Origin of the sequence: Roseococcus sp. SDR, assembly GCF_019083995.1 — a bacterium.
Taxonomy (GTDB): domain Bacteria; phylum Pseudomonadota; class Alphaproteobacteria; order Acetobacterales; family Acetobacteraceae; genus Roseococcus.
In genome coordinates this window covers 17714-33382 of sequence record NZ_JAHRCU010000033.1, presented here as the reverse complement: position 1 = coordinate 33382, position 15669 = coordinate 17714, and the positions used below count along the sequence as shown (strand labels likewise).

Sequence of the window (15669 nt, the reverse complement as noted above, 5' to 3'; positions counted from 1 at the left end):
CGATCTCGGATGGATTGACACCAGAGGCCCTAAGGCCATCCTCAAAACCGTCAGGGATGTCCCCGAACACCCGTCAAACATCTTCCCAGTCTGAACAGGGCCTGAGGCCCCAGCCGCCGGAGGCCTTCTTTCCGCCTCACCCCAGATCGGCATAGCCGAAGGCGGCCACCGGCTCCGCCGCCGTCTCGGTCCAGACGCTCTTGGTCTGGGTATAGGCCATCAGCGCCTCGCGGCCCGAGGAACGGCCGAAGCCGCTCTGGCCAAAGCCGCCGAAGGGCGACATCACGCTGATCGTCTTGTAGGCGTTGATCCAGAAGGTGCCGGCGCGCACCTGCGCCGCCACGCGATGCGCGCGCCCCACATCCCGCGTCCAGACCGCGCCGGCCAGGCCATAGGGCGTGGCATTGGCGAGCGCGATCGCCTCCTCCTCCGTCTCGAAGGTGAGTGCGGCGAGCACGGGTCCGAACACCTCCTCCCGCGCGATCTCGGCCGTGGGTGAGACGCCGTCCAGGATGGTCGGCGCATAATAGAAGCCGCCCGTCCCGCGCAGCGCCTCCGGGCAGCCGCCGCCGGCCGCGAGCCGCGCACCCGCCGCCCGCGCCGCCTCCACCATCCCGGTGATGCGCTCGAACTGGCGGAGGTTGTTGATCGGCCCGATCTGCGTCGCCGGGTCGGTCGGCGCGCCGACCGGGATGCGCCCCGCCGCATCGGCCAGGCGCTCCAGGAAGCGGTCCCGCACGCCGCGCTGCACCAGCAGGCGCGATCCCGCGACGCAGCTCTGCCCGGCGCCGCCGAAGATGGCCGCCTGCGCGCCCAGCAGCGCGCGGCCGAGATCGGCGTCGTCGAAGACGATGTTCGCCGATTTGCCGCCCAGCTCGAGGATGCAGGGCACGATGTTGCGCGCCGCCTGCGCCGCGATCGCCGCCCCCGTCGCCGCCGAGCCGACGAAGACGACAAGCCGCGTCTCGGGATGGCCGACCGCCGCCGCCCCCGTCGTCAGCCCCGCGCCGGCCAGCACCGAAACGAGGCCCTTGGGCAGCCCGGCCCGGTCGCAGATCGCGCCCAGCGCCAGCGAGGTGAGCGGCGTGAGCTCGGAGGGCTTCAGCACCGCCGCATTGCCGGCGCAGATGGCGGGTGCGATCTGCCAGCCGGCCGTGAAGATCGGCGCGTTCCAGGGCGTGATCTGCACCACCGTGCCGAAGGGCTCGGGCCGGGTGTAGTTCAGGTGGCTGGTGGGGACGGGGATCACCTCGCCATGCAGCTTGTCGCACCAGCCGGCGTAATATTCGAACATCTCCGCCACGCGCGCGACCTCGCCCAGCGTGTCGCGGATCGGCTTGCCGGCGGAGAGCGTCTCCAGCTCGGCGAGCCGCGGTGCTTCGGCGCGGATCAGCCGCGCCACCTCCCACATGGCGCGGCCGCGGGCGGAGGCGGTCATGCGCCACCAGGCCCGCTGTCCCTCCCGCGCGGCGTCCATCGCGGCCTCCACCACCGGGGCGCCGGCATCGGCATAGGCGAGGAAGGCCCGGCCATCGGCGGGGTTCACCAGCGCCAGGCTTTCCCCGGTGCCCGGCAGGATCTCGCCGGCGACGAAGCTGCCGACCTGGCCGCCCGGCAGCAGGGCGGCGAGCAATTCCTGGATGCGTGCGGCGGTCTCGGTCATCTCAATACTCCCTTTCCATCCGGTGATCCGCCATGCGGGTGAAATCCTCGGCATCGGGGATCGCGCCCCGCGTTTCGGCCCAGATCCGGGCCACGGCCTCGGAGAGCGGCAGGCGCGTGCCGGTGGCGGCGGCGAGTTCGGCGGCGAGGCCCACATCCTTGCGCATCAGCCCGGCCGAGAAGCCGCTGTCGAAGCTGCCGCTCAGCACCCAGCGCGGCAGCATCAACTCGCTCACTGCGCTGCGGCCGGTGGCGGCGTTCACCACCTTCAGCGCGGCCTCCGCCGGCAGGCCCGCGGCCTCGGAAAGGCGCATCGCCTCGCCCGTCGTGATCAGATGCGCTGCCACCAGCATGTTGTTCACGAGCTTGGCGATGTTCCCCGCGCCGGAGGGCCCGACATGCACCGCCGTGCCCGACATGGCCGCGATCACGGGCTGCACCAGTGCGAGATCGTCCTCCGCGCCCCCGATCATCATGGTCATCGTCCCCGCCGCGGCCCCCGCCGGGCCGCCGCTGACCGGCGCGTCCAGCAGCCCATGCCCGGCTTCGGCCAGGCGCTCGGCCAGCCGGCGCGAGGTCACGGGGTCGGAGGTGGAGGTGTCGATCACCACCACCTTGCGGTCCCGCCGTTCGAGCAGCCCGCCCGGCGCGGTCACCACCGCCTCCACGTCCCGCGCATAGGGGAGGGAGAAGACCAGCGCATCCGCGCCGTTCAGCACCGGCGCCAACTCCGCGTGGAAGCGCACGCCCGCCGCCTCGGCCGGGGCGCGCCGCGCGGCGCTCAGATCGGTGCCGAGGACGGTGAAGCCCTTGCCCGCCAGCGTCGCGGCCATGCCGAGCCCCATATTCCCGAGGCCGACGACCCCGACCGTCCTGATCTCCATGCGGCTGCTCCGTGCTGATGCCGGGGCCAGCATCGAACCGGCGGTGCGTTGCCACAAGCCGAGAGTATGGAACAGAGCGTTCGCGTTATGGCAACGCAAAGGCTCAACCGGGGCGGAAGGCCTCCAGCGTCGTCGCCACCCGGGCGGCCAGGCCCTCGACCGCCTCCGGCAGGCGCCGCCCGGCCCGGACCAGCAGATGCGTGGTCGCTTCGGCCAGCAGCGGATCGGCCAGCGGCACGGCGACCAGTTGGCCCGCCTTCACCTCGGTGGCGGCGGCGAATGCGGGCAGGAAGGTCACGCCCATGCCCCCCAGGACAAAGCGGCGCTGCAACTCGACGGAGGGCGTCTCCAGCCGCACCTTGAGGCGGAACCCGCCATCCGCCTCGACGCGGCCCAGCAGCCGGCGCACCCCATGGTCAGGCGGCAGCACCGCGCAGGGTGCCGCCGCGAAGGCCCGCAGGCTGGAGGCCGCGCGCAACGGATCACCCGGCCGGAGCAGGGCCGCCAGCGGCTGGCGGGCATGGGCCAGGGAGCGCAGCGCCGGATGGGCGGGCGGGTTGTAGGCGAGCCCCAGATCCGCCTCGCCCTCCGCCACCGCGGCCAGGATGCGGTCGGTGCCGCCGAGGGCCACCTGATAGGTGATGCCGGGGTGGGCCGCGGCGAAGCCGGCCAGCGCATTCTCCACCAGATCGGTCAGGAAGCCGCCGCCGCAGCACAGGCGCACCTGCCCGGCCTGGACGCCGCGCAGCCGCCCCAGCCGCTCGGCCAGCAGGGCGGCATCGTCGGCCTGGCGCTCGGCGTGCTCGGCCACGATCCGCCCCGCCTCGGTCAGCGCCACGCCGCGCGGCAGGCGCTCCAGCAGCACGGCGCCGCAGCCGGCCTCCAGCTCCGCCACCTGCCGGCTGATGGCCGAGGCGGCGACGTTCAGCGCCTCCGCCGCGCCCCGGATGGAGCCGGCGCGCGCGACGGCCAGGAAGTAGCGCAGGGCGCGGTCATGGGTCATCCGGGCCGAGGCTAACAGGATTCGCGCCGGCGCGGGTCGGCCCCCGCACAATCCGGGTTGACGCTGAGGCCGCTCCGGGCCATCGAACGCCCACGAAGCAGAGCGCGAAAAAAGGACCGGGAGGGGAACCCCTCCGTTGAGGACCCTCGATGAGTGACGTGACCACGACAGACATTGCCGGCGCCTCCGAGGTGCGTGACTGGATCACGCTGCTCAAGCCGCGTGTGCTGACCCTCGTGGTCTATACCGGCATCATCGGCCTGCTGGTCGCACCCGGCGCGATGCACCCTGTCCTCGCCATCACCGCCATCCTGTGCATCACGGTCGCCGCGGGTGCGGCGGGTGCCATGAACATGTGGTACGACCGCGACATCGACAGCGTGATGCGCCGCACCATCAAGCGCCCCATCCCGACCGGCCGCATCAGCGCCGATGCCGCGCTGACCTATGGCGTGCTGCTGGCGGTGGGCTCGGTCGTGCTGATGGCGCTGGCCACCAATTGGCTCGCGGCGGGCGTGCTGGCCTTCTCGATCTTCTTCTATGTCGTGATCTACACCATGTGGCTGAAGCGCCGCACGCCGCAGAACATCGTCATCGGCGGCGCGGCCGGCGCCTTCCCGCCGCTCATCGGCTGGGTCGCGGTCACCGGCAGCATCGAGCCGCTGCCGCTGGTGCTCTTCGCCATCATCTTCATGTGGACGCCGCCGCATTTCTGGGCGCTCTCGCTCTGGGCGCACCAGGATTACGAGCGCGCGGGCGTGCCCATGCTGCCCGTGACCCATGGCGCGCGCGAGACGCGCAAGCAGGTGGTGATCTACACGGTCCTGCTGGTGCCGCTCACGCTCGCCCCCTGGCTGATGGGCTTCAACACCTGGGTCTATGGCGTGGTCGCTGCCCTGCTCGGCGCCAATTTCCTGCGCCACGCCTGGCTCACCTGGCGCGACGAGCAGGACGAGGCCGGTGTCTCGCTCACCAAGGACATGCCGGCCAAGCGCTGCTTCAAATACAGCATCTCCTACCTCTTCCTGCTCTTTGGCGCGCTGGCGCTGGATCGGCTGCTGCTCGCATGACGCCCGAGGAGAAGGCGATCTTCGAGCGCCGTCGCCGGGCGCGGAACTGGGCCATTCTCGCGGCACTCGCGGGGCTTTCGGTGCTGTTCTACTTCATCTCGATCGCGCGGCTGCTGCGGGACTGACGCCCGCGAAGAACGCCTCGCGCAGCGCGTCGCGCGCATCGCCGGGCCGCGCCTCCACCAGCACCAGTTCAAGCCGCGCGCCGGGTGCCGCGCGGCAGAGATGGGTCCAGCCGCCATCGCCGGCATGCAGCACGAGGTAGAACTCCGCCCAGGCGGTGCGGCCGGTGCGGTCGGCCCATTCGCGGCCGCCCAGATGGATGGCGAAGTCACCCGGCGCGAGGCAGGGCGAGAGGTCGTGCGGGGCGTTCAACATGCGTGGTCTCCTGTCCGAGGCGGAGACGGCGCTTGTGCTGTGGAAGGCCCGCTTGGTTGCCGGGACGGCCACATCCCCCCCTTGCGGAGGGCGCCACCTTGCCCGGGAAGGCAGGTTGGCGTTGGGCGCCGGCCCAACTCTTGATGCAGCTTCCGCATAGCGGCGCCGGAACGGCCGGGCAAGAGGCTTGCGCGCCCGGCGGGAAGGGGCCAATTCACCGCCATGACCCCGCAAGAGGCTCTCGCCCGGAAGAACCGCCGCCTCGGCTTCGCCGCCTTCGGCTTCGTCGCCTTCATGGTGGGGGTGAGTTTCGCGGCCGTGCCGCTCTATGACCTCTTCTGCCGTGTCACCGGCTTCGGCGGCACGCCGATGATCGGCCAGGCCGCACCGGCCACGCCCGGCACCGCGATGGTCACGGTGCGCTTCAACGCGCAGACACACCCCAACCTGCCCTGGCGCTTCGAGGCGCAGCAGCCCGTGATGCAGATGCGCGTGGGCGAGGAGGCGTTGGCCTTCTACGTCGCGCGCAACACCGGCACCGCGCCGGTGACGGGCATCTCGACCTACAACGTCACGCCCGATGTGGTGGCCAAGTATTTCCACAAGACCGCCTGCTTCTGCTTCGAGGAGCAGACGCTCGAGCCCGGCCAGTCGGTGGACATGCCGCTGGCCTTCTGGGTGGACCCGCGCATCGCGGAAGACCCGGCGACGCGCGGCATCCGCACCATCAGCATCAACTACACCTTCTTCCGCAGCCTGAACGATGCGGAGCGCAGCGGCGCCCTGGCCAATGCCGGCCCGCATGTGGGGGCGCGGCGGTAACGGTTTTCAGGCGCAATTCCACCGCTTTCCCGCCGCCCCACCCTTGATCCGCACCGCGTTTTCCGGGATTGTGCGCCGCAACGCCCGGGGCCCTCTCGCATTCCGGGGGACAAGACGCAGGACGAGCGATGGCCAGCAACGCCGAGGGCGCAAGCCCCTACAAGCACCCCTACCATCTGGTGGAGCCCTCCTACTGGCCGATCCTCTCGGCCTTCTCCGCCGGCATCATGCTCTTCGGCATCATCGTGCTGGCGCATGGCGGCGGGCAGTGGGTGCTGGGCGTCGGTGCCGTGGCCGTGCTGGCCTGCATGTTCGGCTGGTGGCGTGACGTCCTGAAGGAGAGCCGCACGCCGGGCCTGCACTCCGCCGTCGTCCGCCTCGGCCTGCGCTACGGCATGATCCTCTTCATCGCCTCCGAGGTGATGTTCTTCGTCGCCTTCTTCTGGGCCTATTTCCACTTCGCCCTCTATCCGGAGCACGTCTCCGGCGCCGCCACGGCGATCTGGCCGCCGGCCGGGGTCAAGACCTTCGACCCCTGGAGCCTGCCCTTCCTGAACACCATGATCCTGCTGCTCTCGGGCTGCACGGTGACCTGGGCGCACCACGCACTGCTGCACAATGACCGCAAGGGCCTCGTCGTCGGCCTGGCACTCACCGTGGTGCTCGGCATCGCCTTCACCGGGCTGCAGGTCTGGGAATACAGCATGGCGCCCTTCCACTTCACGGGCGGCATCTATCCCTCGGTCTTCTTCCTGGCCACCGGCTTCCACGGCTTCCATGTGGTCGTCGGCACCATCTTCCTCGCGGTCTGCCTGTTCCGCGCCATGGCCGGCCACTTCACGCCGGAGAAGCATTTCGGCTTCGAGGCCGCCGCCTGGTACTGGCACTTCGTGGACGTGGTGTGGCTGTTCCTCTTCGTGTCCATCTACATCTTCGGCGCGGGCGAAATCGCGCATCACTGAGCATGGCGGGCGGGGCGCGGGGCGCCTCGCTCTTCCTGCGCTGGCGCGGATCCACAACCTCAGGTATCGGAAGTGACGTTTCGGGCTCGCCGCATTTCCGGCGCGCCTTCCTTTCGGAGTTGAGATGCCCCGCCCTGTCGCGCTGATCATCGGCATCACCGGTCAGGACGGATCCTTCCTCGCCGAACTTCTGCTGCGGAAGGGCTATGCGGTGCACGGTCTGCGCCGCCGCACCTCCGTCCCCAATCTCGGCAATCTCGCTTCTCTCATCGCCGAGGGCGCCGAACTGCACCTCCATCACGGAGACCTGACGGAGGGCGGCAGCCTTTTGCGCGTTCTGCAGCGCGTGCGGCCCGAAGAAATCTACAACCTCGCCGGCATGAGCCTCGCCGCCGGCCGCGCGCCGCAGAATGCCGCGGCCCTGCATGCGCTTGGCACCCAACGCCTGTTGGATGCGGTGCGGTTGCACGACCCTGGCCGGCGCATCCGCCTCTTCCAGGGCTCCAGCTACGAGATCTTCGCGCCGGACAGCGCCACCCCCGCCGACGAGGCGGCCGGCTTCGCTCCGGAATCCCCGAACGGCGTCGCGCGCCTGCAGGCCTATTGGCTGATCGCGACGGCGCGCGAGCGCCACGGGATGCACGCCTCCAGCGGCATCGCCTTCCCGCATGCGAGCGCCCGGGCGGCGCCGGACACGCTGCTGCGCCATATCGCGCGCGGGGCGCTCGCCCTCTCCCGGGGCGATGCGCCGGCCGTGTCTCTCGGTGCGCTGGACCTGGCGCAGCACTGGGGCCATGCGCGGGACCATGCCGAGGCCGCCTGGCGCATGCTCCAGCAGCCCGAGCCTGGTGACCTCGTGCTCGCCGGCGGGCCGGTGCACACGCTGCGGCAAGTGGTCCAGCGCATCTTCGCCTTGGCCGGAGCGCCGCTCGCCTGGCAGGGCACGGGCTGGGCCGAGACCGGGCTCTGCTCCGCCACCGGGCGGGTGCTGGTCCGCCTGGACCCGGCCGCGCCCGGTTGCCGCGGCCCGCTGGGTGACGCTTCGCGCGCGCGCCGCCTGCTGGGCTGGGAGCCCGCCACCGACATCGATGCCCTGCTGGCCGAGATTCTCGCGGATGAGCGGCTGGCCCTGGCGCGGCGAACGGCGTGACGGCGCGACCATGAGGGGCGGCTAGATGGCCTTGCGTGGACGCATCGACGGGGTCTTCGACGGCAAGCTCCGCGGCTGGCTCTGGGATCCGGATGATCCGCTCCGCCGCTTTTCCGGCCGGATCCTCCTCGACGGCCAGCCCCTCGCCGAGGTGCGCGGCGATCTCCCGCGGCCCGACCTCGAGGCCATCGGCTTCGGCGAGGGGGGTGGTGGCTTCGAGTATGCCTTGCCCATCGCGGTTCAGGACGGCGCGATGCATGAGGTGCGCCTCATCGCGGAGCAGCTGTGGATCCAGATCGAGCTGGATCGTCTCTCCCTGCCGCTGCCGGCCCGGCTGCACATGCTGCGTGGCCAATTGCACGGCATCGTGGGGGGGCATTGCAGCGGCTGGGTCTGGGACGCGGCCCGCCCGCTCGACCGCGTGACGGTGGAACTGGTGCAGGACGGCCAGGTCCTGGCCCGGCAGCCGGCCGGCCTGCGCCGGCTTGAGCTGGCCCGGGCCGGCATCGGCGATGGCGCGCACGGCTTTGCCTTCGACCTCGCCCGGTTGCAGCCACCCCTCGCCGAGGGCGCGCGGCTTGAGCTGCGTGCCGTGGGCGGTCACGGCGAATGGACGCTGGGCGCGGTGACGCTCGGCGTGGGTCAGGTCCGTCCTGCCACGCCGACCCCCTCCGTGGAGCCCGTGGCGCGCATGAGCCGGCGCCGCCACCTCGCCGCCATCCGCAAGGCGGAGGCCGAGCAGAATCTCGCGGGCGCGGTGCGCCTGCTCGAGGCCGCCCTGCTGGATTACGCGGATGACCCGGACCTGCTCTCCATCCGCGCCCGCATCCATCTTGCCCAGCAGGAGCTGGAGCCGGCCGAGCGCCTGGCGAGCGCGGTGCTGCGCGACCATCCGGGCCATGAGCGCGCGACGCTGATCCTGGCGCGGGCGAGCACGGCGCTGGGCCGGCATGAGGCCGCGATCGAGACGTGGCGTGCCATCGGCCCGCATGACGCCGCCTTCCGTGAGCGCGTGACGAAGCGCGCGCGCAGCCTCATCGCGCTGCAGCGCCAGGCCGAGGCGCTGCAGGAGGCGGCGGAGGCGGTGCGGCAGCGGCCCGGCGATGTGGAGCTGCTGCGCCATCTCGCCCTCACGGCGGAGGCGGTCGGCGCGCCCCGTGCAGCGCTGGCCCATTGGCGCCGCCTGCTGGATGCGGTGCCGGACGATCCGGCCGGGCGGGCGCGGATCCGCACGCTGGAACAATCCCTCACCCCCGCCACGGAACAGGCGCTGGCCTCGCCCCTCGTGCATGCGGAGCTGCGCGATTGGCCCGGCCCGCTGGAGGCTTGGGCCGGTGCTGAAGCGGCCTGGCCTCTCCCTGGCCTGCGCCTGCGTGCCCTGGGCATGGGCGGGCGCGCCCTGGGCATGGGCGGGCGCGCCATGGTGACGCCGGCCGAGCCCCGACAGCTCCGCCCGGGCGACCTGCCCGGCTACGGCCTGCTGCTCCGTGCGGAAGGAAGTGGGGCGGAGATCGGCTTCGTCCTCGCCAGCCGCGATCCGCTCCGCATGGCGCTGGAAACCCAGGCCTGGGCGCCAGGCCCGGGGCTCGTGCTGGTCTTGCGCCGCACCGACGCAGGAGGGGCGGAAGCCGGGGAGCGTGAGCTGGCCCGGATCGAGCCCCCTCTCCGCCCCGCCCTGCACCGCTTCGACCTCGCGCCTGACGGCCTCGAGCGGGAGGCGGCCGGGTTGGAGCTGGTCCTGCGGATCGAGGGGGCGGGAGCCCTCCTGCTGCGCCCACCACGCCCCCTGTCGCGGCTCCGCACGGCCGAGGCCGTTCCCGTGCCGCAGGGCTTCGAATGCCCCGAGCTGGCCCTCCCGCCGCCCTCGGCACGGCGCGACAGCGGGCGCCGGGCCGATGCCCTCATGTCCTTGGCGACACCTTTCACGTCGATCGTCATTGCCGCGCCGCCCGAGGCGCTTTCCAGCATCATCCATCGCGTGCTGGGCGGGACGGCGGCGCCCTTCGAATGCCTGCTGGCGGTGAAGCCCGATTGGCCCGAGGCGCTGACGGCCGCGCTGCGCGCCCTGGCCGCCCTCGACCCGCGCCTCAGGCTGTTGCCGGAGGGCGCCGCCGCCGCGACAGGCTGGGTCGCGCGGGTCGAGGCGCCACCGCCGGGGGGAGAGGAATGGCTCTGCGGGCTGCATCGCGAGGCCGCGCGGCGTGGCCGTGCGGAAGCGCCGGGCGTGCTTCTCTCCCGCGCCGGGTGAGAGGGCGCGCGGTCGTCAGTTCAGGCCGTTCAGCCGTTCCTGCACGATGTTGCGCCAGGGCGCATCCGCCGGCGCCTCGGCCAGCAATTGCGTCCAGATCGCGCGCGCCGTCGCGCTGCGCCCGGCCCGCGCCTCGGCCAGCCCGGCCAGGAAGCGCAGCCGCGGGTCCTGCGGCTGCACGGCGAGCGCGCGCGTGAGCCAGCGCAGCGCATTCTCCGGCCGGTTCAGCTCGATCTCGATCTCGGCCACGTCGCCGGCCAGCCCCACATCGAAGCCGCCGCTCAGCGCCTTCTCCCAGGCCGCCGCGGCTTCCGCGAGACGGCCGCGGTTGCGCTCGGCATTGCCGAGCAGGATGAAGCCCTGGCGGCCCACCTGGGTGTTCGGGTCGGCGGTCGCGAGGCGCGAGCGGAGCTGCGTCAGCATCGCTTCGTCCTGCGCATCGGCCTCCTGCCGCACGGCGAGCGTGGCGGAGGGCATATCGGGGAAGCCGCGCTCGACATAGAGCGTCACGCCGACCACCGGCACCAGGACCAGGGCCGCCAGCAGCAGGATGGAGGGCCGGCCCGGCACGCTGAGCGCCTCGGGCGCGGGAGCGGCCAGCAGGCGGCGCTGCACCTCGACCGTCGCGGCCTTGTAGGCCGCCTCATCCAGGCGACCCTCGGCGCGCTGCGCCTCCAGTTCGGCGAGCTGCGCATGGAACAGCGCCACATCGGCCTCACCCCGGCCGCGCGGGCGGGGCGGCCGCAGCACCGTATAGGCGAGCGGCGAGAGAATGAGCGCGGCCACCAGGCCCAAAGCCAACCACATCACGCCTTGGGGTCACCTTGCAAAGCGGCGAGGCGCTGGCGCTCGGCCTCGGTCAATTCCAGGGGGCCGATGCCGGCCGGGGCCGCCACGCGGCGCGCCCGCCAGATGGCGAAGAGCCCGCCCAGCAGGGCCAGCGCCGGCGTGGCCCAGAGCAGCAGCGTGCTCCATTTGAAGGGCGGCCGCAGCAGCACGAAATCGCCGTAGCGCTCATGCACGAAGGCCATCACCTGCTCGTTGCTCGCACCCCGCTCCACCTGCTCGCGCACGATGCGGCGCAGGTCCCGCGCCAGCGAGGCATCGCTGTCCTCGATGGACTGGTTCTGGCAGACGAGGCAGCGCAGCTCCTTGCCGATCTCGCGCGCCCGCTGCTCCTGCACGGGGTCCCGCAGGCGATAGGTGGTGTCGCCGATCTGGGCGAAGGCGGGGGAGACGCACAGCAGCGCGAACGCCAGCAGCAACGGGCCAGCCCAACGAGAATCCGGCCGCATAGCGGCCGGCGCCGCCCCACCGGACGCATGGCCCAGCGCGCCCGCCGCGCGGCGAAGCCAAGCGCGCGCCCGGCGCCTGAGGGCGTCAAAAAAACTCATGCTCTCAGACGGGCCAGCAAGGGCAGCACATCCTGGCTCATCAGCTCGGGCGTCAGGGGCCCGGCGAAGCGCCAGCGGATGATGCCGCCGCGGTCCAGGATGTAGGTCTCCGGCACGCCATAGACGCCCCAGTCGATGGAGACGCGGCCGGGCTCATCCACGCCCAGCCGCGCGAAGGGATTGCCATGGCGCGTCAGGAAGGCCTGCGCCTCGCGCGGGCGGTCCTTGTAGTTCACGCCCCAGAGCGCCACGCCCTGGCGCTGCAAGGCCATGAGATGCGGATGCTCGATGATGCAGGGCGCGCACCAGCTGGCCCAGAAATTCACGACCACCGGGCCGGGCAGGCCGCGGAAATCGGCGGAGGACAAGGCCGGCAGGCCGGAGCTTTCCAGCGCCGGCAGCGTGAATTCCGGCGGCGGCTTGCCCAGCAGCGCCGAAGGCACGCCGCGCGGGTTGAAGCTGCCATCCTGCAGGCCGCGCAGCATGGCCCAGAAGCCCACGCCAGCCGCGGCGGCCACGCCCAGCGGCGCGAAGAGCAGCAGCTTGCGGCGCGACGGCTTGGGCGCCGGCGTCATCACCTCGCTCATGCGGCCGCCTCCGCCTCATCCTTGCGGCGCCGCGCGGGCGCGGCGATGCGAATGCGCCGGTCGCTGAGCGAGAAGGCCGCGCCGAGGGCCATAATGCCCGCGCCGAGCCAGATCCAGGGCGCCAGCGGATTGTTGTGCAGGCGCAGCACCGCCTCGCCATCACGCTCCTCGCCCAGCACGGCATAGAGGTCGCCCGCCGGCGAGGTGCGGATCGCGGCCTCGGTCGTGTTGGTGCGGCCGATCGGGAAGTAGCGCTTGGAGGGCTCCATCACATGCACCACGCGCCCGTCGCGCAGCACGGTGATGGTGGCCTTGCGCGCGGTGAAGTTGGGGCCGACGAAATCGCGCACGCCCTCCAGCCGCCATTCATACCCGGCGAATGTCGTCGAGCCGCCGGGCGGCACCGCCACCAGCTTCTCGGTGGCGAGCCCCATGCCGGAGATGCCGAGGATGGTGACGCCCACGCCCGCATGCGAGATGGCGGCACCCCAGGCCGCGCGCGGCAGGTTGCGCGCGCGGTTCCAGGCATTGCGCAGGCTGGTGCGCCCCACCCCCGCGCGGTCCGCGATGTCGGCCACCGCGCCGGCCAGCAGCCAGAAGGCGCAGGCGAAGCCGAGCGCGCTCAGCACATGCCAGCCGGCCAGCGCCAGCGTCAGGATGAAGGCCAGCAGCGCCACGCAGGCCGCCCACCAGAGCCGCTGCAGCACGGGCCAGAGCGCGGCGCGCTTCCAGGCCAGCATGGGCCCGACCGCCATCGCCATCACCAGCGGCAGGGCGAGCGGCGCCGTCGCCGCGTTGAAGAAGGGCGGGCCCACCGAGATCATCTGCCCGGTCAGCAGGTCCAGGAACAGCGGATAGAGCGTGCCGACGAAGACCACCGCCGTGATCGAGCACAGCAGCAGGTTGTTCAGCACGATCCCGCCCTCGCGCGAGATGGGCGCGAAGAAGCCGGCCGGCGCCATGGCCGGCGCGCGCCAGGCAAACAGCGCGAAGGCGCCCGCGACATAGATGCCGAGCAGGCAGAGGATGAAGATGCCGCGCGCCGGGTCGGAGGCGAAGGAATGGACCGAGTTCAGCACGCCCGAGCGCACCAGGAAGGTGCCGAGCAGCGAAAGCGCGAAGGCCAGCAGCGCCAGCAGCACCGTCCAGACCTTCAGCGCCTCGCGCTTCTCCACCACGATGGCCGAATGCAGCAGCGCGGTGCCGGCGAGCCAGGGCAGCAGCGAGGCGTTCTCGACGGGGTCCCAGAACCAGTAGCCGCCCCAGCCCAGCTCGTAATAGGCCCACCAGGAGCCGATGGAGATGCCCATGGTGAGGAAGGACCAGGCGGCGAGGCTCCAGGGCCGCACCCAGCGCCCCCAGGCGGCGTCCACGCGGCCCTCGATCAGCGCGGCGACGGCAAACGCGAAGGTCACCGCGTAGCCGACATAGCCGAGGTAGAGCAGCGGCGGATGGATCGCGAGGCCGATATCCTGGAGCAGCGGGTTCAGCCCCTGGCCATCCGGCGGCGGCGGCCAGATGCGCTCGAAGGGGTTCGAGGTGAAGAGGATGAAGGCGAGGAAGCCCAGCGAGATCATCCCCATCACCGCCTGCACCCGCGCCTGCAAGGCGGAGGGCAACGAGCCGCCGAAGCCGGCCACGGCCGCCGAGCAGCCCGCCAGCACCAGCACCCAGAGGATCATCGAGCCCTCATGGTTGCCCCAGGTGCCGGTGATCTTGAACAGCATGGGTTTCGCGGAGTGGCTGTTGGCGACGACGTTCACCACGGTGGTGTCATTCGTCGCATAGGCCCAGATGAGGGCGGCGAAGCTGATGCCGATGGCGATGAAGCCGGCGACGGCGAGCGGCGCGCCCGATGCCATCAGCCGCACATCGCCGCGCTGTGCGCCCCAGAGCGGCAGGAAGGACTGCGTGATGGCGAGCATCGCCGCCAGGATCAGCGCGAAATGGCCGAGTTCGGGGATCATGAGCCGCTCCTCTGCCCAGCCGGCGGGCGCTGCGGATCCAGCGTGTTCCAGTTGGCGGCCGGAGGTGCCGCGCCCTGCGCCGGGTTCCAATGGCCCGAGCGCTTCAGCGCATCGGCCACCTCGGGCGGCATGTAGGTCTCGTCATGGCGGGCCAGCACCTCGCGCGCGCGGAAGGTGCCGTCTTCGCCCATCATGCCCTGCGTGACCACGCCCTGGCCCTCGCGGAACAGGTCGGGCAGGACGCCCGTGAAGACGACGGGGATGGCATGCGCGCCATCGGTCACGCGGAAGCGGATGGCGGGGCGGCCCTGGTATTCGCCCTGGCGCTGCACGCTGCCCTCCTCCACCAGGCCCCCCAGGCGGAAGGCCCTGCCGGGCGGCGGCGTCTCGCGCACGATGTCCGATGGCGAGCGGAAGAAGACGAGATTGTCCTGGAAGGCCGTCAGCGTCAGCGCTGTGGCGCTGCCAAGGCCGATGGCGCAGAGCAGGAGGATGTAGAGCCGGCGCTTCTTGCGCGTCATTTCTGCCGTTCCAGTTGGGCAAGTTGCCGCTTGGCCGCGCGATGGCGCGACAGGGCGGAGAGGGCGAGGGCGGCGAAGACGGAGAGTACCGCGCCCCAGCTTGCCAGGACGTGGATCCAATGGGTGGAAAGGCTCATGCCTCCACGCTCCGCATGGCGCCGCCCGGCGCATCCGCGCGCCGTGCCGCGGCCATCTGCAGCGCCCGCACGCGCCGCTCCATCACGGCCGCGCGCGTGGCCGCCAGCGTCACCGCCATGAAGGCGAGCGTGAAGCCCAGCGTGCACCAGAGCAGCGGGTAGAGGATGTCCACATGCATCCCCGGCGCGTCGAGCCGCGTCACGGAAGCCGGCTGGTGCAGCGTGTTCCACCAGTCCACGCTGAACTTCACGATGGGCACGTTCACCACGCCCACCAGCGCGAGGATCGCGCCCATGCGCGCGCCGCGCTCGGGGTCGTCGAAGGCGCGCACCAGCGCGGCATGGCCGAGCCAGAGGAAGAACAGCACCAGCACGGAGGTGAGCCGCGCATCCCAGACCCACCAGGTGCCCCACATGGGCTTGCCCCAGAGGCTGCCCGTCAGCAGGCAGAGCGCGGTGACGGCGGCGCCGATCGGCGACAACTCGCGCGCCGTCAGATCCGCCAGCGGATGCCGCCAGATCAGCGACATGAGCGAAAGGATGGCCAGGCCCATGTAGCCGCCCATGGCCAGCCAGGCCATCGGCACATGGACGAACATGATCCGCACCGTCTCGCCCTGCTGCCAGTCGCGCGGCGCGAGCCACAGCCCCCAGACGATGCCGGTGCCGAGCACGATCAGCGCCGCCCAGGAGAGCCAGGGCAGCCAGTTGTCCGTCAGCCGCAGGAAGCGGCCCGGATTGGCGAAGCGATGCAGCGAGCCTGACGACCGCGGATTTGAACCAGCGTTTTCCACATCCCCACCATAGGCAGATGCGCCCCGGGATTGAAGCGCCCCGCGCGATGCATCCGCCAGCCAAAAGTTATCCCAGCGCAATGATTTGCG

The 15669-nt window shown here is 71.8% G+C and carries 17 protein-coding genes and 1 riboswitch; of the genes, 6 read left to right on the top strand and 11 right to left on the bottom strand.

Going from position 1 to position 15669, the window contains the following annotated elements; genetic code table 11:
• Positions 1 to 136: 136 nt before the first annotated feature.
• From KTR66_RS23205 to KTR66_RS23195, 3 genes are all read right to left on the bottom strand, one after another.
• Entirely contained in the window at positions 137 to 1663 is a 1527-nt protein-coding gene (locus KTR66_RS23205; protein WP_213616964.1) for an aldehyde dehydrogenase family protein, read from the bottom strand.
• A 1-nt stretch (position 1664) separates the two neighbouring features.
• Positions 1665 to 2579, bottom strand: coding sequence for an NAD(P)-dependent oxidoreductase (locus tag KTR66_RS23200; RefSeq protein WP_213616971.1), 915 nt, complete (start codon positions 2577 to 2579; stop codon positions 1665 to 1667).
• A gap of 70 nt (positions 2580 to 2649) precedes the next feature.
• The gene (locus KTR66_RS23195; protein WP_213616962.1) at positions 2650 to 3549 is read right to left on the bottom strand and encodes a LysR family transcriptional regulator; all 900 of its coding nucleotides are present in this window, start codon (positions 3547 to 3549) and stop codon (positions 2650 to 2652) included.
• Between the two features lie 149 nt (positions 3550 to 3698).
• Here KTR66_RS23195 and KTR66_RS23190 point away from each other — a divergent pair, with 149 nt between their 5' ends.
• Positions 3699 to 4619, top strand: a complete 921-nt coding sequence (locus KTR66_RS23190) for a heme o synthase (RefSeq protein WP_213616960.1) — start codon at positions 3699 to 3701, stop codon at positions 4617 to 4619.
• Positions 4616 to 4744 (top strand): hypothetical protein, encoded by a 129-nt coding sequence (locus KTR66_RS25150; RefSeq protein WP_256437659.1) that lies wholly within the window; start codon positions 4616 to 4618, stop codon positions 4742 to 4744. The genes KTR66_RS23190 and KTR66_RS25150 overlap by 4 nt, the downstream gene beginning before the upstream one ends.
• Here the strand turns inward: KTR66_RS25150 and KTR66_RS23185 are convergent.
• Positions 4713 to 4997, bottom strand: coding sequence for a hypothetical protein (locus KTR66_RS23185; RefSeq protein ID WP_213616958.1), 285 nt, complete (start codon positions 4995 to 4997; stop codon positions 4713 to 4715). The two genes, KTR66_RS25150 and KTR66_RS23185, sit on opposite strands and share 32 nt — an antisense overlap.
• Positions 4998 to 5039: 42 nt before the next feature.
• Positions 5040 to 5149: riboswitch (SAM-I-IV-variant riboswitch) on the bottom strand.
• A 70-nt stretch (positions 5150 to 5219) separates the two neighbouring features.
• On the opposite strand from KTR66_RS23185, the gene KTR66_RS23180 reads away from it, so the two are divergent.
• From KTR66_RS23180 to KTR66_RS23165, 4 genes are all read left to right on the top strand, one after another.
• Positions 5220 to 5819, top strand: a complete 600-nt coding sequence (locus KTR66_RS23180; RefSeq protein ID WP_213616956.1) for a cytochrome c oxidase assembly protein — start codon at positions 5220 to 5222, stop codon at positions 5817 to 5819.
• Between the two features lie 128 nt (positions 5820 to 5947).
• Positions 5948 to 6781: a cytochrome c oxidase subunit 3 gene (locus tag KTR66_RS23175; RefSeq protein WP_213616954.1), complete on the top strand. Its 834-nt coding sequence runs from the start codon at positions 5948 to 5950 to the stop codon at positions 6779 to 6781.
• 124 nt (positions 6782 to 6905) lie between these two features.
• Positions 6906 to 7931, top strand: coding sequence for a GDP-mannose 4,6-dehydratase (locus KTR66_RS23170; protein ID WP_213616952.1), 1026 nt, complete (start codon positions 6906 to 6908; stop codon positions 7929 to 7931).
• A gap of 25 nt (positions 7932 to 7956) precedes the next feature.
• Positions 7957 to 10179, top strand: a complete 2223-nt coding sequence (locus KTR66_RS23165; protein WP_213616950.1) for a tetratricopeptide repeat protein — start codon at positions 7957 to 7959, stop codon at positions 10177 to 10179.
• Between the two features lie 15 nt (positions 10180 to 10194).
• On the opposite strand, the gene ccmI is transcribed toward KTR66_RS23165, so the two are convergent.
• The 7 genes from ccmI to KTR66_RS23130 all read right to left on the bottom strand — a co-directional run bounded on the left by ccmI (position 10195) and on the right by KTR66_RS23130 (position 15579).
• A complete protein-coding gene (gene ccmI / locus KTR66_RS23160) occupies positions 10195 to 10986 on the bottom strand; it encodes a c-type cytochrome biogenesis protein CcmI (RefSeq protein ID WP_249732385.1) in 792 nt (263 codons plus the stop codon).
• Entirely contained in the window at positions 10986 to 11474 is a 489-nt protein-coding gene (locus KTR66_RS23155; RefSeq protein WP_213616946.1) for a cytochrome c-type biogenesis protein, read from the bottom strand. The genes ccmI and KTR66_RS23155 overlap by 1 nt, the downstream gene beginning before the upstream one ends.
• Positions 11475 to 11569: 95 nt before the next feature.
• Positions 11570 to 12160 (bottom strand): DsbE family thiol:disulfide interchange protein, encoded by a 591-nt coding sequence (locus KTR66_RS23150; protein ID WP_213616944.1) that lies wholly within the window; start codon positions 12158 to 12160, stop codon positions 11570 to 11572.
• Positions 12157 to 14127 (bottom strand): heme lyase CcmF/NrfE family subunit, encoded by a 1971-nt coding sequence (locus tag KTR66_RS23145; RefSeq protein WP_213616942.1) that lies wholly within the window; start codon positions 14125 to 14127, stop codon positions 12157 to 12159. Before KTR66_RS23145 ends, KTR66_RS23150 begins: the two co-directional genes overlap by 4 nt.
• Complete coding sequence (gene ccmE / locus KTR66_RS23140) at positions 14124 to 14648, bottom strand: cytochrome c maturation protein CcmE (RefSeq protein WP_213616940.1); 525 nt, start codon at positions 14646 to 14648, stop codon at positions 14124 to 14126. The genes KTR66_RS23145 and ccmE overlap by 4 nt, the downstream gene beginning before the upstream one ends.
• Positions 14645 to 14785 (bottom strand): heme exporter protein CcmD, encoded by a 141-nt coding sequence (gene ccmD / locus KTR66_RS23135; RefSeq protein WP_213616938.1) that lies wholly within the window; start codon positions 14783 to 14785, stop codon positions 14645 to 14647. The genes ccmE and ccmD overlap by 4 nt, the downstream gene beginning before the upstream one ends.
• Complete coding sequence (locus KTR66_RS23130; protein ID WP_371819198.1) at positions 14782 to 15579, bottom strand: heme ABC transporter permease; 798 nt, start codon at positions 15577 to 15579, stop codon at positions 14782 to 14784. The genes ccmD and KTR66_RS23130 overlap by 4 nt, the downstream gene beginning before the upstream one ends.
• Between the last annotated feature and the right edge of the window lie 90 nt (positions 15580 to 15669).

Coding starts and splice junctions, on each gene's coding strand:
- KTR66_RS23175 (WP_213616954.1), top strand. CDS start 5,948: ATGGCCAGCAACGCCGAGGGCGCAAGCCCCTACAAGCACCCCTACCAT.
- KTR66_RS23190 (WP_213616960.1), top strand. CDS start 3,699: ATGAGTGACGTGACCACGACAGACATTGCCGGCGCCTCCGAGGTGCGT.
- KTR66_RS23150 (WP_213616944.1), bottom strand. CDS start 12,160: ATGAGCGAGGTGATGACGCCGGCGCCCAAGCCGTCGCGCCGCAAGCTG.
- KTR66_RS23200 (WP_213616971.1), bottom strand. CDS start 2,579: ATGCTGGCCCCGGCATCAGCACGGAGCAGCCGCATGGAGATCAGGACG.
- KTR66_RS23145 (WP_213616942.1), bottom strand. CDS start 14,127: ATGATCCCCGAACTCGGCCATTTCGCGCTGATCCTGGCGGCGATGCTC.
- KTR66_RS23185 (WP_213616958.1), bottom strand. CDS start 4,997: ATGTTGAACGCCCCGCACGACCTCTCGCCCTGCCTCGCGCCGGGTGAC.
- ccmI (WP_249732385.1), bottom strand. CDS start 10,986: ATGTGGTTGGCTTTGGGCCTGGTGGCCGCGCTCATTCTCTCGCCGCTC.
- KTR66_RS23205 (WP_213616964.1), bottom strand. CDS start 1,663: ATGACCGAGACCGCCGCACGCATCCAGGAATTGCTCGCCGCCCTGCTG.
- KTR66_RS23195 (WP_213616962.1), bottom strand. CDS start 3,549: ATGACCCATGACCGCGCCCTGCGCTACTTCCTGGCCGTCGCGCGCGCC.
- KTR66_RS23155 (WP_213616946.1), bottom strand. CDS start 11,474: ATGCGGCCGGATTCTCGTTGGGCTGGCCCGTTGCTGCTGGCGTTCGCG.
- ccmD (WP_213616938.1), bottom strand. CDS start 14,785: ATGAGCCTTTCCACCCATTGGATCCACGTCCTGGCAAGCTGGGGCGCG.
- KTR66_RS23180 (WP_213616956.1), top strand. CDS start 5,220: ATGACCCCGCAAGAGGCTCTCGCCCGGAAGAACCGCCGCCTCGGCTTC.
- KTR66_RS23170 (WP_213616952.1), top strand. CDS start 6,906: ATGCCCCGCCCTGTCGCGCTGATCATCGGCATCACCGGTCAGGACGGA.
- KTR66_RS25150 (WP_256437659.1), top strand. CDS start 4,616: ATGACGCCCGAGGAGAAGGCGATCTTCGAGCGCCGTCGCCGGGCGCGG.
- KTR66_RS23165 (WP_213616950.1), top strand. CDS start 7,957: ATGGCCTTGCGTGGACGCATCGACGGGGTCTTCGACGGCAAGCTCCGC.
- ccmE (WP_213616940.1), bottom strand. CDS start 14,648: ATGACGCGCAAGAAGCGCCGGCTCTACATCCTCCTGCTCTGCGCCATC.